13 protein-coding genes and 1 other annotated feature are annotated in these 19,304 nt (G+C 37.8%); of the genes, 5 read left to right on the forward strand and 8 right to left on the reverse strand.

Going from position 1 to position 19,304, the window contains the following annotated elements; translation table 11 throughout:
- Positions 1-147: 147 nt before the first annotated feature.
- Both ACO6HM_RS01780 and ACO6HM_RS01785 read right to left on the reverse strand, forming a co-directional pair.
- Complete coding sequence (locus tag ACO6HM_RS01780; RefSeq protein WP_485389480.1) at positions 148-2,841, reverse strand: valine--tRNA ligase; 2,694 nt, start codon at positions 2,839-2,841, stop codon at positions 148-150.
- A 173-nt stretch (positions 2,842-3,014) separates the two neighbouring features.
- Positions 3,015-3,316: a binding site (T-box leader), on the reverse strand.
- Positions 3,291-3,491: an exonuclease domain-containing protein gene (locus tag ACO6HM_RS01785; protein WP_485389481.1), complete on the reverse strand. Its 201-nt coding sequence runs from the start codon at positions 3,489-3,491 to the stop codon at positions 3,291-3,293. It overlaps the preceding feature by 26 nt.
- Positions 3,492-3,751: 260 nt before the next feature.
- On the opposite strand from ACO6HM_RS01785, the gene dhiT reads away from it, so the two are divergent.
- On the forward strand, positions 3,752-4,003 hold the full coding sequence (gene dhiT / locus ACO6HM_RS01790) for a type II toxin-antitoxin system toxin DhiT (RefSeq protein ID WP_485389482.1): 252 nt from the start codon (positions 3,752-3,754) through the stop codon (positions 4,001-4,003).
- Positions 4,004-4,031: 28 nt separating this feature from the next.
- The gene (locus tag ACO6HM_RS01795; protein ID WP_485389483.1) at positions 4,032-4,454 is read left to right on the forward strand and encodes a DUF2442 domain-containing protein; all 423 of its coding nucleotides are present in this window, start codon (positions 4,032-4,034) and stop codon (positions 4,452-4,454) included.
- 83 nt (positions 4,455-4,537) lie between these two features.
- Here the strand turns inward: ACO6HM_RS01795 and ACO6HM_RS01800 are convergent, their stop codons facing one another.
- Together ACO6HM_RS01800 and ACO6HM_RS01805 are read right to left on the reverse strand one after the other, a co-directional pair.
- Entirely contained in the window at positions 4,538-4,753 is a 216-nt protein-coding gene (locus ACO6HM_RS01800; protein ID WP_485389484.1) for a hypothetical protein, read from the reverse strand.
- A 1-nt stretch (position 4,754) separates the two neighbouring features.
- Positions 4,755-5,024, reverse strand: coding sequence for a hypothetical protein (locus tag ACO6HM_RS01805; RefSeq protein ID WP_485389485.1), 270 nt, complete (start codon positions 5,022-5,024; stop codon positions 4,755-4,757).
- 356 nt (positions 5,025-5,380) lie between these two features.
- Here ACO6HM_RS01805 and ACO6HM_RS01810 point away from each other — a divergent pair, with 356 nt between their 5' ends.
- Entirely contained in the window at positions 5,381-6,103 is a 723-nt protein-coding gene (locus ACO6HM_RS01810) for a hypothetical protein (protein ID WP_485389486.1), read from the forward strand.
- Positions 6,104-6,469: 366 nt separating this feature from the next.
- On the opposite strand, the gene ACO6HM_RS01815 is transcribed toward ACO6HM_RS01810, so the two are convergent.
- The 3 genes from ACO6HM_RS01815 to ACO6HM_RS01825 all read right to left on the reverse strand — a co-directional run bounded on the left by ACO6HM_RS01815 (position 6,470) and on the right by ACO6HM_RS01825 (position 12,215).
- Entirely contained in the window at positions 6,470-7,513 is a 1,044-nt protein-coding gene (locus tag ACO6HM_RS01815) for a type II toxin-antitoxin system antitoxin SocA domain-containing protein (protein ID WP_485389487.1), read from the reverse strand.
- A 189-nt stretch (positions 7,514-7,702) separates the two neighbouring features.
- Positions 7,703-8,389 carry a 3'-5' exonuclease gene (locus ACO6HM_RS01820; protein WP_485389488.1) on the reverse strand — a complete coding sequence of 229 codons (687 nt, stop codon included), beginning with the start codon at positions 8,387-8,389 and terminating at the stop codon, positions 7,703-7,705.
- Positions 8,390-8,609: 220 nt separating this feature from the next.
- Entirely contained in the window at positions 8,610-12,215 is a 3,606-nt protein-coding gene (locus ACO6HM_RS01825) for a leucine-rich repeat domain-containing protein (protein ID WP_485389489.1), read from the reverse strand.
- A gap of 462 nt (positions 12,216-12,677) precedes the next feature.
- On the opposite strand from ACO6HM_RS01825, the gene ACO6HM_RS01830 reads away from it, so the two are divergent.
- A complete protein-coding gene (locus ACO6HM_RS01830) occupies positions 12,678-15,209 on the forward strand; it encodes a leucine-rich repeat protein (RefSeq protein WP_485389490.1) in 2,532 nt (843 codons plus the stop codon).
- A 407-nt stretch (positions 15,210-15,616) separates the two neighbouring features.
- Positions 15,617-18,235: a leucine-rich repeat domain-containing protein gene (locus tag ACO6HM_RS01835; protein WP_485389491.1), complete on the forward strand. Its 2,619-nt coding sequence runs from the start codon at positions 15,617-15,619 to the stop codon at positions 18,233-18,235.
- A gap of 147 nt (positions 18,236-18,382) precedes the next feature.
- Here the strand turns inward: ACO6HM_RS01835 and ACO6HM_RS01840 are convergent, their stop codons facing one another.
- Positions 18,383-19,288: a hypothetical protein gene (locus ACO6HM_RS01840; RefSeq protein WP_485389492.1), complete on the reverse strand. Its 906-nt coding sequence runs from the start codon at positions 19,286-19,288 to the stop codon at positions 18,383-18,385.
- Positions 19,289-19,304 lie beyond the last annotated feature (16 nt).

The following is a 19,304-nucleotide window of genomic DNA, read 5'->3' on the forward strand; positions in this document are numbered from 1 at the left end:
CCGGCACAGGTGGCGGAATATCCGTTACCTGTGCCGGTTTTAATTAGCTGTAAGAAGCTGTCATAACATCTTTATTACCTAGCGTCTTTAATTCCAAGTACTTATATACCTTGAGTTTTATGCCCCTTTGGACTTAATTCTATATTCTTAGTTCTTCTTAAGCCTTGTAAGCTGTTCTTCTACCTGCTTAAGCATCTCAGTATATTTTGCTAGCTTCTCCTTCTCCTCATTTATCTTAGCCTCAGGAGCCTTGGATACGAACTTTTCGTTATTTAACATACCGTTTGAGCGGGCAATTTCTCCTTCAAGCCTCTTATGCTCTTTTTCAAGTCTCTCTACTTCCTTATCTATGTCTACAAGGTCGCTAAACGGCATGTAGATAACTGCCTGAGATATAACCGCAGATACAGCATTTTCATCAATTCCAGACTTATCTGCCTGTACCTCTACCTCACTTGCATAAGAAAGGCTTGCAAAGAAGTTCTCTCCCTCTGTAAATACCTTTCTTACCTCTTCCTTGTCAGAAACGACTATAACCTTAGCCTTTCTTGAAGGTGGTACATTTTTGTCTGTACGCACCGCTCTTATGCTCTTTACAGCCTCTTTGATAAGGGCAACCTCAGCCTCTTCCTTCGCAAAATCCCACTCTGCCTTAAATGTAGGCCAAGCAGATATCATAATGCTCTCTTCCATAGCAGACTTAACTGCCTCATTAGGCTCATTTTCACGAAGTGCCTGGTAGATTTCCTCTGTAACAAAAGGCATGAAAGGATGGAGGAGTTTTAGCATATTGATAAGTACCGTCTTAAGTGTAAATAAGGCCGCTGCCTTGGTCTTATCAGTATCGCTGTAAAGACGAGGCTTCACCATCTCTATGTACCAGTCACAGAACTCTTCCCAGATGAAGTCATATACCTTCTGAACTGCTATACCAAGCTCAAAAGCATCCATGTTCTCAGTCATCTCAGCTGAGAGCTTATTTGCCCTGCTAAGTATCCATTTGTCTGCCGGAGTAAGTTCAGAGAGGTCAATGTTAGCAGGCACTTCTGCTGCGTCCAGGTTCATCATAATGAATCTTGAAGCATTCCATACCTTGTTGGCAAAGTTTCTGCTTGCTTCCACTCTTTCGTTGTAGAAACGCATGTCATTGCCCGGCGCATTACCTGTGATTAGTGTAAACCTTAGTGCATCGGCACCGTATTTGTCTATGATTTCAAGCGGATCTATACCGTTGCCAAGCGATTTACTCATCTTACGTCCCTGTGAATCCCTTACAAGGCCGTGGAACATAACTGTATGAAAAGGTGCCTTTCCTGTCTGTTCGTAAGCGGAAAATATCATCCTTATAACCCAGAAGAAGATGATGTCATAGCCTGTTACAAGCACATCTGTAGGGTAGAAATACTTGTACTCAGGGGTTTCATTAGGCCAGCCAAGGGTTGAAAATGGCCAGAGTGCTGATGAAAACCAGGTATCAAGGGTATCCTCATCCTGCTTAAGATGTGACTTACCGCACCTAGGGCAGACCTTTGGCTCTTCCTTGGCAACTATAATCTCTCCACAATCACCGCAGTACCAGGCAGGTATTCTATGTCCCCACCAGAGCTGTCTGGATATACACCAGTCTCTGATATTGTCTGTCCAGTTAAAATAGGTCTTGTCCATTCGCTCAGGGATGAGCTTAATCTCGCCTGTCTTTACAGCATTGCTTGCAGGCTTAATCATCTCATCCATTTTTACGAACCACTGCTCTTTGATAAGAGGCTCAACTACGCTGTGACAGCGGTAACAGGTACCTACATTGTGGCTGTGGTCTTCTATCTTGCCAAGAAGTCCAAGGCTGTCAAGCTCCTCAACTATCTTCTTTCTAGCCTCGTATCTGTCAAGTCCTGCATACTTTCCACCATTTTCATTGATGGTAGCATCATCATTCATAATGTTGATTTCAGGGAGGCCATGGCGCTTACCTACTTCGAAGTCGTTAGGGTCGTGGGCAGGAGTAATCTTAACTACACCTGTACCAAATTCCATATCTACATAGCTATCCTCAATCACAGGGATTTCACGCTCTGCTATAGGAAGCCATACTGTCTTGCCCTTAAGGTAGGTATATCTATCATCCTCAGGATTTACCGCTACAGCGCTATCTCCAAGCATGGTCTCAGGACGGGTGGTGGCAAATTCAAGGAAGTTGGTTGTGCTAGGCTTTCCGTCTTCCATAATAGGGTATTTGATATGCCAAAAATGTCCTGCCTTTTCCTCGTGCTCAACCTCAGCATCAGAAATAGAGGTATTACATACAGGACACCAGTTTACAAGCCTTGAGCCCTTGTAAATTAGCTTCTTGTCATAGAGCTTTACAAATACCTCTTTAACCGCCTCAGAGCAACCCTCGTCCATGGTAAAGCGTTCTCTCTCCCAGTCACAGGAGGAGCCAAGCTTTTTAAGCTGTGAAATGATTCTTCCGCCGTACTCTTCCTTCCATTCCCATGCACGCTTAAGAAAGCCTTCTCTACCAAGTTCTTCCTTAGAAGTACCCTCTTCTTTAAGCTTTTCTACTATCTTGGCCTCTGTAGCTATGGAAGCATGGTCCGTTCCTGCCTGCCATAGTGCCTCATATCCCTGCATCCTCTTAAAACGGATGAGGATGTCCTGCATGGTATTGTCCAAGGCATGTCCCATGTGAAGCTGTCCTGTGATATTTGGTGGCGGCATAACTATGGTAAATGGCTTCTTGTTAGGGTTTACTTCTGCGTGGAAATATCCCTTCTTAGTCCAGTTATGATAGATTTTGTCCTCAATTTGCTTAGGATCATAGGTCTTTTCAAGTTCTTTTTTCATGTAATCCTCCTTTAAAATAAGAATCCTGCAAAGCAGGATTTTTCGCCTGCGGCGGGTCGCGCTAGCGACATCTACTCATCCGCCGCAGTGCGATCCCTCGGAGAGATTTTTATTTGACAGGAAATTTTGGAGAAATTTCCTGTCAAATAAAAAAACTCCCACCCCTAGCCTTAGCTAAGGGCGAGAGCACATCCCGCTGTACCACCTTAATTTATGATAAATTTCAAACATTAAGTTCAATTCATTCACACCTCAGGTCACAGACCTCTTTTTCGATAAGTGAATAATTTGAGTTATGTTATACTCATCACCTTTATCTCCGTAACGGGGAAGCCGTCATCTCCTAATCTGCTTATCGCACTTTCTCAAAGATGCTGTTTGAAAGCTACCTTCACTCCGCCTTCCTAAGACCTTTCACCCACCGGTCTCTCTCTGATAAGGATACGGAACTACTCCTCTTTCGCATTACATTTACAAACATAATAGCGAAATGAATCAGTTTTGTCAACTACCTTTCCATCCCTCACCTTGATGGCAGATATTTCTATAGCGGCATCTGATTGTGGCGATACCCCTGTCGTTTCAAGGTCAAACACCACATAATCCTTCGCATATTTTTCCAGTTTTTCACCGTTTCTAAGACCTAACATTTTAACCTCCAATGTAGTGCTAATAGTTTGATATTTAAGCTTCAATCTCATTTTATAATTTATTGATATTTTTCTTGATTTATTTCACTTTGCATAATTTTGTTATGTTTTATTATCAATAAACTTATAGCTTATCTTAACACAATGTATTAAATACATCAAATAAATCAATTTGTAATACTCCACAAAAAGGTTGAACTTTACTATTGATTTAGTCGTACGACCATGTTATAATCTATTTATGGAAAGGAGCTGAGACTATGCCTGAAATTACAAGGTTTTATGGAATTGTCATTAAAATATTTTTTCTAAGAGAACACAATCCACCACATTTTCACGCAGTATATGGCGAATATAATGGTATTTTTGAAATTGAAACTCTAACTATGCTCGAGGGAGATCTGCCTAAAAAAGCCCAATTACTAATAGTTGAATGGGCAGAAAATTATAAAGCTGAGCTGATGGAAATGTGGAATAAAAAGCAATTGCAAAAGCTACCACCCCTTGAATAAAGTGGCTAGCCTTTACAGGAGGGTTGCAATGAATATAAAAGTAAAAGAAGCTAAGCCTCTCGATGATCTAAAACTTGATGTACTTTTTACAAATGGTATACATAAAATATATGATGTTAAAAAGGCTATGTCCTACTATGAGCCTTTCAAGGAATTAGAAGATAATCCTTATCTCTTCAAACAGGCAAAGGTTGACTGTGGCGGCTGTGCAGTATGTTGGAATGAAGACATAGATGTTACCGAATGGGAATTATGGGAGATGGGGGAAACAGTGCAGCCTGTTGAAAAAATAAGCAATATCCATTTCAACCGCAACGGGCAGGGGCGAATGGGAACTAAGATAACCCTTCCTCTCTCTTGGATTGAAGCAATGGGATTTGATGAGAATAATAAGGAAGCCTGCCTTATCTTTGATGGAAATTCCATATCAATAAAGTCTAAAAATGTTTAATTTAAAAATGAAAGGCTTGGAAGTTAATGCTATGAGGAAAGTTGGAGTGGTATCTAACCACTCCTCCAGCTATCTTATCAAGTTTATAATACAATCAATTTTAAAAGCCCCCTTTCATATTTAGGTAAATTCTTGTAAATATTGTTTAGCATTTCAGGTGAGCCTCGAAAAATACTCACCGTTTTTCTTTCTTCATTGTAAGAAAGTAAAGCAAGACTACCTTTCTTAGTAGCATCATCTTCATATATGATGCTTTCATCTAAGTTTTCATACTTAGATACTTCAGTTATTTTTAACATCTTATTCAACCTCCTTCCTTACAATATTTGTTACTTCAAGTCTTCCTTTTGCGTCTACATCACCGCTTACAAGAAATAGTAATCCCAATTCGCTAAGCTCTCTTTGGACTTTGTGTTTGGTGTAATCTGTTCCTGCATGTACTTTGCGAACGATATCTTCACCAACTACAACGTAGTTTAGGTAAAACAATTCTACTGTCTTACCTTCGGAATCACTCCATTTGCTCTCCTTTAAGCGGAGAGACATTGCTTCTGCATCTTTGATCTGCATTTACAAATCCTCCTTAAAAATTTTTTTGGTTTCATCAATTTGAAACAACACTACATATACGTCATATTAGACTCACAAAGTCTGTCTTAGCTACAGAACAGATACATGAGTCCTTTCACTGCAACATGAGCTACTATACTGCCTACATGAAGTAATTTTTGTTATTTGAAAAAGTAAAGTCCGCATTAGTATGGATTTTACTTATTCTAAGTACCATTATTAACTCACTGGACTTTACTAATTCTAAAGATTGTATTTATGTCTATGGACTTTACTGATTACATGTTTAAATAATATATGGTGTGAGAGCTCATTAGGTTAGGGTCATATATTATAAACCAAAGGAGTTTTTAACTATGAGCAAATATTTACATCTTTCTTTAGACATGCGTTCCGACATAGAGGTTATGCTTGCTAAAAAATTTAGTTTCAATAGGGTTGTAAGCTTAAGCCTCCATGTGTATGCAACGGATGCCAAGATAGAAACAAGTGCCGCCTGGGGAAAAAGATTCTATAGGGCAAAGGAGGCAGATAACAGATACAGAAAAACGTTATCTGAGGCAAGAACAGGTGTTAACATAACAGAGGAAGAAATTAAACATTTAGACGGAATAGTTAGTCCGCTTTTGGTAAAAGGACAGTCCATAAGGCATATTTTTAATAACCATTCCGATGAAATCATGATTTCTGATAAAACACTTTACTCATACGTTAACAACAGCCTTTTTACCGCCAGAAACATTGATATGTCACACACCGTAGGAATGAGTACAAGAAAAAAAAATAAAAGCATGACGTTAAAGATAGATAAGGACTGCAGAAACAGCAGGACTTACAGCTTGCTTTTCTTAGAGACTACAATGAAGCCAGGTCGGTTACACATATATTTGAAAAGCTCTACATTGAGCTCAGACCGGACTTTTTTGGAAAAATATTCGATGTACTGCTCCTTGATGACGGAAGTGAGTTCTCAAATCCTGAAGCACTTGAGTACGATATCAATTCTTATTCTAGAGAGGAGGTTGAAAACAAGAGCCCTTACGATATTTTTGCATTTCAATATGACAAAAAAATATTAAGGAGCTTAGGAATACAAAAAATTTCCCCAGATGAAATTACCCTAGCCCCTAAACTCCTAAAGAGATAAACCGGTATTCCCAATTACAGAATGAGGTCTCATACCACAATAAGGGAGGGGCGGAAGTTACTTATTCCGGATTCTGGAATGTATCCTCGGCTCCTGTTTGCTATGCGGTAAAATAGAGAAATCTATTCTTGTAAGGCTGATTATAACATTTTTTCTGACAAAGTACATATTTAGTCAAAAATTTTTTTTAATTTAGAAAAAGTAAGTTCCACTCTTGGCCTGAATATAAAAATTGAAGCCTAGATGCGGAACTTACTTTTTCAATTCACCCTATAAATTTTTTTCTAAAAGATAAGCCTTAACCAGCTAATTGCCTATCAATATATCTTTTTATTTCATCCTCAGATGTGAGATTAAAATCCTTTGATACTTCACTAAAATAACTCATAATTGCTTCTTTAGTAATTGGTTCATTAGTATAGCCACATACTATATCACCACAATATACATCCGCCCAAGGTGCTTCTCTATGTGTTAATGTAGCTAGTGTTTTACCACTATACATTCCAAAGGTATTTATAACCAAATCAATAATTTTTCTTTCCTCCTCAGTAAGCATCTTACATTTATCCTTAAAAATTACGAACCTTTTATCATCAATAGGATTATATTTAAATCCTTTGAACACTTCATAGACCTTATCATACACAGGTCCATACTTCCACGCATAACAATCTTCCATAAACAGAGGCTTTCCATAGTTAACCATAAAAATCCCCTGTACATAATAAAGAAGCTTTTGTAATGCCAATGGTGTTATCTCTTCAACTTTTTCAAAAATATAAGAAATGGTGATAAGCATTTGTTCAGATAAGGAATCATTAAGTCCTTTTAGCCCCATTGCCGCATCCCAGGCTTTTTTATAAGCTGTTTCACCAATCTTAACTTTATTTTTTTTCAAACATTCCATCATAAAATCAACATCAGATAGAGCTCTTCTAATTACATTAGAATACTCTAGAGACGGATACTGTCCCTGCAAATATCTGGTAATGGTAATTTCTCCAAAACCTAAAGCGAGTGATAATGGAGCCTTCCCAATATTATACACTTCCATTAACTTATTAATATCTTCAATGGATACTAAATTTTCAGTCTTTCTGTACTGTTCATCAATTAATCTGGCGTTGCTATCCATCAAGCCCGGGATGTTAACCTCGGCACCACATTCTTTACATATGGCCGCTGCTATGTCAAAAGTGTACTCCTTACCTTTAATACAATGTGTATATTTAACTTTTCTTATATCATATCCTGTTTCTTTTCTACACTCAACACAGAATTGTCTTCTCTCCTTAGCCATAGCTATCTCCTCCATTTTCTCTCCATCTTTTCTTATCAAATAATCACCCCCTCTTCATGATGGTATTTTTTAATATTACCATCAATATAGCATCCGTGATAGGATTTTGTCAATATGCTATCATTAATATTTTAAAAACCAAGTTCCACTCTCTGCTTAGATTAAAAAAAGAAAGCTAAGATGTGGAACTTGATATTTAAGTTCGACAGATAAAACTATATACATCAACTACTTGGTTTCGTTTGCTACATTTTCCGTATACCTGCAATCAGGATAGGAGCTACAGCCTAAAAAGCTGCCAAATTTGCCATTTCTAAGCTTAAGAGCTCCTCCACACCTTGGGCATACCTTAAGGGGCTTTTCGCCATTTTTTAGCTCCTCTCCCAGTCTTTCAAATACCTGCTGGTTCATCCTACAGTCATTCAAGGCTCTGTGTGCTCCTTCTGCAGGTATCTTATAGTATGTAGCAAGGTCTGTAAGCTTGTGGTGTCCTAAGATAGGCAGACATTTTCTTGCCAGGGGCAGGGTATCTATGTAGTCATTTCCAAGGAACATCCTAAAAAATGCCTCACAGTCCCTGTGGATAAACTTCATATCAAATTCATGGATATTGTGCCCAACAAGGATATCGTCTCCGATAAAATCGATAAAATCCTTTAAGACTTCCTCAAAGACTGGCATATCAGCCACCATTTCATCGGTAATTCCGTTTACCCTTGATGCTCCGTAAGGGATTCTCCTCTTAGGATTTACCAAGGTCGAGAACTCATCTAAAATCTGCCCGTCCCTCACCTTGACTGCAGATATTTCTATAACAGCATCTGTAAGTGGTGAAACTCCTGTAGTTTCAAGGTCAAACACCACATAGTCCTTCACATATTTTTCCAGTTTTTCGCCGGTTCTAAGACCTAACATTTTAACCTCCGATACAAATAATTACTTATAGTCTTAACTTATATTTATTCAGGGCAGAAAAGTTATGCTTTTTACAATTCCACTAAAAATACTCGCAGTCCACTAATTTATTAAAAATGATTACCCACCTATCTTATAATACTCTTGCCAAAATTACAATAATCAAGTAAAAGAAGAAAGTAACTCCCTAAGAGAGTTACTTTCTTCGTAAGTATTAATCTTATTTTAACACAATTCCTTTAACTGTTATACTGTTGTTAGGTTCATTTTCATCAAGAGTGAAATTCTTAAAATCTTTTTCATTCTTGAAACTGAATGTAAGGTCAATCTTTTTTTCGTGGTTATTCCTTATATCCTCATAAGCTTTTTCGTTAAATACGAGCCTTAGCTTATCATTTTCAAATAAAACTGTGATATTGCCATCACTTGATACAACCTTTATATTGGTGGCTCCGATTGCCTCTAAGCCCTTAACAGGGGAATCCATCTCAGTTATGTAACTGCTTACTTCTACCGCTTCACCCTTATACTCTAGCTTCTGTCCGGTAATAACAAGTGAAAATAGAGATTTTATTCCTGCAAATGGCGAGAAATCAAACACCTTGTTGCCGTCAAGCTCTGCAGTTCCAAGGTTTGTATATGCTGATACCACTGAGACGTCTTCAACCTTGTTATTTGAGAATTTAAGTTCTTCAAGTGCTGTATGACCTGCAAGAGGAGCTATGCTAACAACATCATTACCACTGAATCTAAGTGACTTAAGCTTATTCATATCCTTAAGTGCTTCAAGACTTGTAAGCTTATTGTTGTCTAAATACAGGTTTTCAAGCTCATTAGAGTTTTTAATGAAGTCAATGCTTGTTAAACTGTTGTTGTTAAGATTTAGCTCAGTAAGCTTTGTAAGGCCCGCAAATATGTCTCCATCAACATCTGCATCATCAATTCCACAATTATCTAAGTTAAGCTCTTTAAGCTTGGTAAGGTTCTTAATAACCTTTATAGCGCTAATATTTTTATTATCTTCAAGATTAAAAGTTTCAAGCTTTACCAAATCTTTAATGCAGTCAATATCTTTTACATCATTTTGCTTCACATTGAGTATGAGAAGACCTGTTATGTCTTTGAGTGCAGAAATATCTGTAATCTTGTTTCTTATAGCATTGAACATGGTCAGTTTGTTGTAATTCTTTGCTACACTCACATCTGCAATATAATTTATTGAGATATCAAAGTCCACAAGATTTGTAAGTTTTCCTAAAGAGCTTACATCCGCGATTCTATTATGTGAAATGTACAGATGCTTTAAGTTTGTAAGGTCTTTAAGAGGTGTAACATACTCAATATTATTATGTGATAATCTCAAAAACTCTAACTTCTTCAAATCCTTAAGAGGAGTTAAGTCACTTATAGAGCTGGTTGAATACCTGATATCCCCTCCTTCAGGTATATCGCTTGATGAGAAAGTAAGCATCTTAAGGTTAACTGCCTTTTCAAGACCCTTAATACTCTTAACAGTTATCTCATTTTCATAATCCTTATCCCAGCCAACAAAGGTGAGTGCTTCAATTTTAGCCATCTCACTTTCATAAACTTCAGTATCCTTAGGATTCTTTCTAAATGATGTATCTGTGAGTTTGATTACATACTCGCCCTTCATATCGTCACGCTCTTCATCACCCTTATATCCCTTAAGTAAGGCAAGAAGATATTCTTTGAGGTTATTGTCTTCAAACTGAACAGTTTTACCCTTTGTAAAGTTAAGCTTAACATTCTGCATGGAAAATCCCATCCCGGCAATGTCACTGATAACAAGGGGAACTGTTATTTCCTCCGTTCCAAGCAATTTTACTGCATCAACTAATTTGTTACTTACCTCAAGCTTGATTTTATTTGTTGCTTTATCATACACAGCCTTTATGTCATCTCCGTACTTTTTAGCCTCAACCCCCATAAAGAACTGAACATCATCTTCAGCTATTTTGCTAAGACTTGCATCAAGCTCATCTATGCCTAAAAACGGATTGTCAAATTCAGCCTTACCATCTGATACAAATACTTTTTCATTAAAATCCGTTGTCTGACCTGAGAAATTAAGGCTCCAGCCAGGCTCTTCATTTGCAACCTTTATATATCTCTCAGCTAAATACTCACCAAGCCCTCTATAATCAGTAATATTGTTTCCTGATAAATCTAAATCTTTGATATGAGTAAGGATTTCAAGTCCCTTTACATTGGTTATTCTATTTGCGGAAAGGTCTAAAAACTCAAGCTCTTTCATATCCTTTATGGCTTCTGATACTTCGGTGATGCCCTTAGACTTAACCTCTTTACCTTCTTCCTTTGTAACTGTTACATTATAATGTAAGTCCAATCCCTTTAACTTAGTAAGACCTGCCAGTGGTGTAACATCCTCAATAAGGTTGTTGTAGAGCTTTAAGTATCTAAGTTCTGTAAGCCCTGCGAGTGGACTTACATCGACTATCCTATTTCTCTGAAGCTCGATATATCTCAACTTTTTGAGATTTCTAAGCGGGCTTATATCTGCTATTTCATTTTCATTTAACTTAATCTGCTCAAGATTTACAGCATATTCAAGACCTTTTATGCTCTTAATTCCTCTAGATACCATAAACTTAAAGTCAGGAGTATCTTTTAAGCTTCTTGGCTTGCCTAAGATAGATTCACTAGGTCTGTCGTCATCTTCACCACCCAAGAATTCACCCTGGGACACCTTTGGCTTACCATCTTCTCCGAGAAAAATCGATATAACCTTAAGGCTTGCCATTTCTTCCTTAGTCACTCTCTGATCATCAGCCCTGTCTTTATCAATGTTTTTGTTTATGACCTTTAACAAAAGTTTATCTTCAATAGGAGCATATTTATCCTCATCAGAAGCCAAGCCTATAACATTGCCTGCGTTTATAAGAGTACTTCCTGTAGAAATACCTGTATTTACATCGCCAAGAGGAGTAGTATCATCATTTAAGCTTACAGTATTATCTAATGAATTTCCTGATTTGCCCTTATCAGCAACTATTCCGTTCTTTAACTCCTTATAAGCACCGCTCTCAAGTACAGTCTCATCTCCTGCTGCATTCTCTACAAATACATCTTCCTTGGTTTCATTTTTAACAACAACTTTTACCTTATTATCAGATGCCTTTACGGATGAACCCTCAGCCCCCTTCTTAAGTACGGCCTCAGTATTCTTAGTTGCTGTAATTTCAATCTGAACACCGCTTGTAATCTTGGTTCCACCTGCATTTACCACTACAGACACAAGTTCAGTCTTACCTGTAAGTTTAAGCTCTGCCTTCTTATCTACAATGAGGCTTTTCACTTCGCCATCTACGCTAACATGAGCCTTAGCACCTGACTTTAGGAACCTTATATATGCTGCCTTAGCGTTCTTGCTAACTTCTATACCGGTCTTTGCACTTTTTACTACAAGGCCGTTTCCTTTAGCCTTTTCCACCCATTTCTTGCCATTTATTTCTATTATCTTAAATCTGCCTTTGTTTGTAATCTCTGCTTTAGGAGCACTTATTATAAGCTTAACCCCTTTATGATTTCCTTTAAGATTAAGTGTGATTTTCTTGTCAGTTTTTAATCTAATCTCTTTATTAGCACTGTTCTTAAGTGCATTGTTAAGCTCAGAGGCTGTCTTTACAACCACCCTAGTCTTCTTCTTTGAGACTATTTTCTTTGCAGCCACGGCTCCGGTAATATCCCTTACTTCTGCACCTGCATAATTAGTTGAAAATGAACCAATCACAAGGGCCGCAGCCAATGTTCCCGCCAGTAACTTAACTTTCTTTGATTTCATACCTTCTCCTTCTGATTCACTATTTGATGTATCATTTGATAAAATGGCTATTTACACGTATTTTGACATATCAAAACTGTAGAACTCCCCTATGGATGACACCAATCAGATTATTACAAATTTTTCAGAGATATTACCTTATAATTTTGATAAGTTCTACGAATAAATATTAACTGTGTGTTATTGTATTCTCTTTTCTGACAAATTACAATAATTATAGCCATTTACAATATATGCTCATATTTATTACATTATCGAATATTTAGATTAATTATTTTTTTGTGTACTTAAGTATTATATACATGATACCGATATATAAATATGTCTACATATTATATAACAAGGAGTAAATTATCAATAAACGCTATTGACAAGTTACCTTTTATACTGTATTATACGAATACGTATTTGTATGCGTGAACTAAACACATTATGTGAATATCGAATAAATAAGGAGATTTTATGAGAGGAAAACTAATTAGGCATAAAGCCTGTGGACTTGCTATTGCACTTGTTGCAACCAGCTCACTTTCACTGTTAACCCCATCCTTCTCTTCAGAGGGTTCATCACCTGCAGGCCTTATATCTAATGCTGCAGGTCTCAGTGTAGTTGTTAAAGCAGAAACAGCACCAACTTTAGCTTTAACTGCTTCTGATTTAACTGTAAGTGGCGACACCATTACCGGATTTTCTGCATCCGGTCTTGCAAAGGTAAACGCTATTACTGTGACCGGAACTTCTATTAAGTTCCCTTCAGATATAGCTGCTACAAAGATTGGTAAGTCAGCTTTTAGCAAAAAGTTCAATAATAAGAAGATTAAGATTGAACTTCCTGATAACATTACAGAAATAGGCGACTCAGCTTTTGCTTCAAATTCAGCTATTACAGCTGTTAAGTTCGGTACTACCCCTGCAAGCAGCAAGTTAAAGACAATCGGGGTAAAAGCTTTCTATGACGCAGGTCTTTCTGAAAATATAAAGTTTCCGGATGGTTTAGAGACCTTAAAGGATGATTGTTTTGCAAAGAATGAGTTAACCTCTGTTACTCTCCCTAATAATCTTTTAATAATTGAGGGACGAGTATTTGCAGATAATAAAATAACAAAAGCTGATTTGGGTAAGTACGATAAAGTTAAAACCAAGATGAGAGAATATAAAGTTGGAAGCAATAATGTTATTGCTGACGCCGATACTCTTAATGTTATTCCTTACGGTATATTTTGGAATAATCAAATTAGTAGCTTAAAAGATGTAAAATTTCCAACAAGCATTTGGGGAATAGGTGAGTCTGCATTTGCAAATAATAAATTTACTTCACTTGAACTTCCTGCACATATACATGATATATTTTTCTACGGATTTAAGGATAACAAATTACTTAAAAAAGTTAGTTTCCTTACAAAAGACGAAGGCACAAATTTTGAAAGAAAATATCTTCAAATTGACAGAGGTTCTTTCCAAAACTGCGCTATCGAAGGGCATCTTGAGTTCCCTGCAAAGACCAATCAGATGGGAGGCTTTTCATTTGCAGGAAATAAGATTACCAGCGTAGACTTTGGACCTGATGCACCTCTTATAGGGTATCAATCTTTTGAAGGTAATCCTATAACAGAAATATATAATCTTAATAGCTGGGGACTCGAATGGAAGCCATTTTTCAACACAGCTGCTCTAAAGAACATAAATTTTGAGTATAAAAACCCTAAGTCAGGAGAGCGCGGAACTTTTGGTCAAAGTTTTGACAATACTATTAGCCTTAGGGCCTTTAATAAAGGTTTACTAAAAAGCATTAAGTTTCCTGCTTACGTAGATAAAATGATTTTTGATATAAATGGCAAAAAATACATTTCAAATGCATTTTTAGAAAATCCTGGTTGGATAGAGGGCACAAATAAAGTTGCCTTATATAGAGTTGCTTCTGACGGGGCTACCTATGTAACTGACAATGCTCTTGATGATAGCAAAGCAAAAGATTATATTATAAACCCTGTCTTAGTGAAGTTTGTTGCTAAAGACCAGTATGGAAATGTAGTTACCTTAAGCAGCATTGAGATTGAAAGAACCAGAACAATAAAGGGAGCTTCTGAGGCAAAAACTGTTACTTCTACAGCTGTTAACCCGGCTGACTTTAAGTTAGGTGATAAGGTTAAGTTTGCTATTCCTGCTGCCCCAGAGGGTTATGAAATTGCAGAAAACCCTGTTTCAAACAGTGCTATAACCAAAACAGCAGATGGTAATTACGAGGTAACCTTGGATCCTACAAATGCTGAAGTTGTTAAAGAAGTAGCTTATGGTGATGGTTACAAGGTTGGATATAAGGAGACTGTGATTGAGATTGCTTACAAGAATCTTTCTCCTGAGCCTCCAAAGCCTGAGGTAAAACCAGAGAACCCTAGCACTCCTGCTACTCCTGAGGCGATTAAGCCTGTAAACCCTGCTACTCCTGGAGCTATAACTCCTGTGATCCCTAGCACTCCTGCTACTCCTGAAGCTATAAAGCCTGTAGAGCCAGCTAAGCCTAGTGAGCCTGTAACTCCTAGCACACCAGGTAACCCAACAACACCAAACACCCCTGTAGTACCTACTAATCCTACAGAACCAACAACACCGGTTAATCCTACAACACCTACTACTACAATCCCTACAGAGAACCCACCTACCAATGTACCATTTACACCTGAAAGAATAGTTAATCCAAACCTTATTCCTGAAGGTAACCCAGTGTTCAACATTGTCGATGAAGATGGTACTTCACTTGGTAATGCTGAGGTAAACAAAGATGACGGAACTTATACTTTCGTAAAAGACAAGAGAACTCCTCAGGGAGTAGCTAAAATCCGCAAGGATAATACTCTTGAAGTAGTTAAGGTATTTGATGGAAAAACTCCTCAGGGCAAACTCCCAAGAACCGGAGGAAGCTCTGAAGAAGGACTTGTTCTTCTTGGTGCAGCAATGCTTGGACTTGGAGCATTTTTCAGAAGAAAAATTAAATAATGATTTACCCTGCTGTCACACCTCTGTGGTGTGGCAGCTTTTTTATTGACAAATATAATACACGAATGGGGTCCTCGTCCTCGGGATGAGATGCTTTCCTCTCGGAGATTTTTAACCAACAAACTATCATTCTTCATTGAACTTAATTTGAATTTTTATACTATTGATATCCATTATCATATCTTAATATTTTCTAAACATTTCCTTAAATTTATGCTTATTCTCCATTTTTAATTGACTTTGAATTTTTTATGGTATAAAATCCCCCTAGACAAAAGCTACATTTTATTCATCTATATGGATAAAATGTTATATTTTTTTGGTGCTTCTATGGTTGCTTTTATGTGGCCAAAGTGCCTCATTTCTTTGTCAAACGTTATTAAAATACTTTACAAAGGAGAATGACAATGAAGAAAAAGTTTAATACCAAACGTACAGCAGGGATACTCGCTCTTGCTCTCGTTGCAACCAATTCGCTTTCACTGCTTGCCCCACCTATTAGCTCTGGCAGCTTGGGCATAGGTGCTTTAGCTGCAAAAGGCTTAAATTACTCTGTTGTTGCAAAGGCGGATGTAAGGGAGGATGCTACCATCACCCTTGATAGCTCTTGTCTTAATATAAACGGTGCTAATATTATATATCGAAATCGCGATGTGATTGAGCGTACATTAAGGAATACTTCTGGAAATATTATCAAAGTGAAGTTTGACCCTAATCTTAATATAAAGGGGATTTCTGGAGCAGCCTTCAGGGGAGCATTTAACGGCAAGCAGTTCATACTTGAATTGCCTGATACACTTGAAACTATTGGTAAAGACGCATTTGCAGGCTGCGATTTTATCTCAATCAAGTTTAATAATAAATTAAAATCAATTGGCGAAGGTGCTTTTAGTGGCAATCCTATCCTATCCTCCGTTAACTTAAACAACGGTGTTGAGACCTTAGGAAATAACGCTTTTTATAATTGCGCTTTATCATCTATCACCCTTCCAAATACTCTTAAAAGTATCGGTGATAATTGCTTTAGAAGCAATAAGATAACCTATGTTTCCATCCCATCAAGCCTTACAACTGTAGGTATCAATGCTTTTAGAAACAACCAGATATCTAGAGTAGACTTTGGAAACTACTACAATGTAAGCGGAAGTCTTAAGGCCGGTAACGGTGAAGACTTTGGTCCTGCCAGCAACGGAGGCGACAATACCGGTGACGCTCTTATGGGCGAAGTTAACAATCAGTTTATTATACCTAATGGAATGTTTGCATATAACAAACTGACAAGCTTAAATCTCCCTACCAATATCAAGGCTATAGGTAATCAGGCATTTATTGGTAATGATATAACATACATTAATATCCCTGCCGAGGTAGAAGTTATATATAATGAGGCTTTTCTCAGAAGCTATGAAAATTTTAATAGTAACTTTACAGCAAAACTTAACTTTGCATACGGCAGTAAACTTAGAAAAATAGGATACGCGGCATTTAACGGCGCCTGCATAGGAGGAAGGCTCTCCTTCCCAAGCACAGTTGACTTCATTGGTGCGTATTCCTTTGGATACAATAAGATAACAGAGCTTTCACTTAATGGACTTAGTGCTCATATCCGCACCCGTGCCTTTGGTAATACAACCTTAAAATCCGTAGAAGGATTAGACTTTAAGCCAAGCGACGATATGAAGGTTTTGTCAAAGGAGATGTTTGCTGAGATTGGACCTGATTATGGCTCATTGCATTCGCTTAAAAACGTAAGCTTTGACTATGCTAATCTAGACCCTGGCTTTACAGGTTTGGGGCATGATGCTTTTTATGACCAGCCTATTAAAAGCATGAAAATTCCTGCTCAGATTGTTACCTTTGGCAACAGTGTATTTGGCTCCTTAAATGCTTACCTTGAAAACGGCTGGTACCAGTCTACCGAAGGCACTCACGCACGTGATTTTAGGGTTGCCTTATACAGGGTAGATAAAAGCCTCAACTATGTGACTACTAACAATGTACCTGATGGAAAAACCTATGTCTTTAACCCTGTGCTTTTTGAGCTTAAGCTTAAAGATAATTCAGGGAAGAATTACGCTGATTATGTAACCAATATTCAGATTGAGGGTACTAACAGGAAATCCACAATTGCAAAAATCGACATGGAAGATGCCCACAACTATGTTGATTACAAGAATTTCAAGTTAGGTGACAAAGTTACCTTTAGCCTTAAGCAGAGTCTTCCTGCTGGCTACAGGCTTGAAAGTCCTGGGCTAAAGTCACTTGGAAATAACAGATATGAGATTGCGCTTGACCTACGTAGTGGAGCTGTAAAGGAAGCTAGATATAATGATTCTGAATACATTGTTGGATATATGAAGACAACCATAAGCTTGGTTGATCCTACTAAGCCTGTGCAGCCTACTCCGCAACCTACACCACAACCAACACCTCAGCCGACTCCACAACCTACACCTCAGCCGGCACCACAGCCAGCTCCACAACCTACACCACAGCCTGCTCCACAACCTACTCCACAGCCTAGTAATCCGGTTCCGCCTTCACAGCCGGTTACTCCTAGTCAGCCAAGTACTGGCGGTGGCGGACAGATTATCTATCCGGTAGTTCCATCCATCAACGATAACGGTTCATCAAACACAACTGTTAGTGATGACACTACCCCTCTTAGTCCTGTGAAGCTATCAGCTTTTGACAAGCTTATAGCAAAGCTTAAGAAGACTGCTGATAAGAACAAACTGAAGGCTATCCGTAAGAAGATAAATGCCAAGAAAGGCCTTACTCTTGAACAGTTTGCAAAAGAGCTTGTGAAAAAGAAGATAATCAAAAAGGCCAACAAGAAGGATACAAAGAAGTATCTAAAGGGAGTTAAGACTTCAAAGTGGGCAAGAGCCTATGTAGCCGGCCTTATAAAGACAGGTGCTCTTACCAAAAAGGATATTAAGAATGTAAAGAAGAAGGTTACTGAGAATAATGCAGCTAAAATACTTACAAAGATTTTTATCAAAAGTAAGAAGATAAAGAAGTAATCTAAATTTGCAAAGAAAATTATCATAAGAATAGGGTGTCAGACATTTTGACATCCTATTTTTTATTGTTGTTTAGCATAATAACGAAGAAATTTCATTAACAACAAAGTCCTACAGGTTTAAATTTCCTGTAGGACTTTTTATGTTTTATTCAGCATCCCTTATATAGTAAAAGTTATCCTCCGGCAGTTCACCTATAGCCTTTTTGTCCACCTTTTTAAGTGAACCAAGATAGGTCTTAGCTGCCTTTTTCATAGTTTCTCCTCTAAGGCAGGCTACCTTCCCTGAAGCAATTATCTTAGCCGCCTTATCAGTATCAGCAGCATCATATTCTTTGATTAACTTCCCAGACTCTTCCTCATTCTCCTTCTCAGTCATCCACATTGCAGAATAACTATAGTCTCCTAATAGAGCGTCTACAGCATGCTTATTTTCCCTAACAAACTTAGCAGTTGTAAAGATACCTGACATAGAATGTTTTTTCCTGTTAGACTTATCCCACTTTTTAGTAACATCAATCACAGTAGTTGCAACCATCCTGATATTACCGCCTGTTTTATCATAAAGCTTTACAGCAGCTTCAATAGGAAGTACTGCCATGTCAAGCTCACCTTTTACAAGCTTATCGCCAAGTTCCTCAGATGAAGATGACTGACTAAAATCATAGCCATTTACTGTCTTATCCTGCTTTGCGTTATCAATAAGCTTAGCCAGGCCTACTATATCGTTTCCTTTAATTCCTGCAATCTTTACCGTAACGCCGCTGTCCTCTATGAAGCCACAGCAGTTATATACTTCCTTTGATGACTTGTCTGACACATCAGCCTTCGTGGCACTGCTTGTAGCCACTTTGTCACTTTCTTCAGTCTTATTCACATTAACAGCAGATACTGCTGCCTCTGAAGCATTTGCTTCCACTACAATATTTTTACTTGAGGTAGGCTTATTCTCAGGCTCAACATTAATATTTTTTGTCGCTGTAGCAGTTCCACAGGCAGTAAGTGATAAACCTAACACAAATGTCAATACAGTATTAATTATTTTCTTTCTCATAAATCTCCTTAATCAA

This window comes from Catonella sp. (assembly GCF_057250765.1).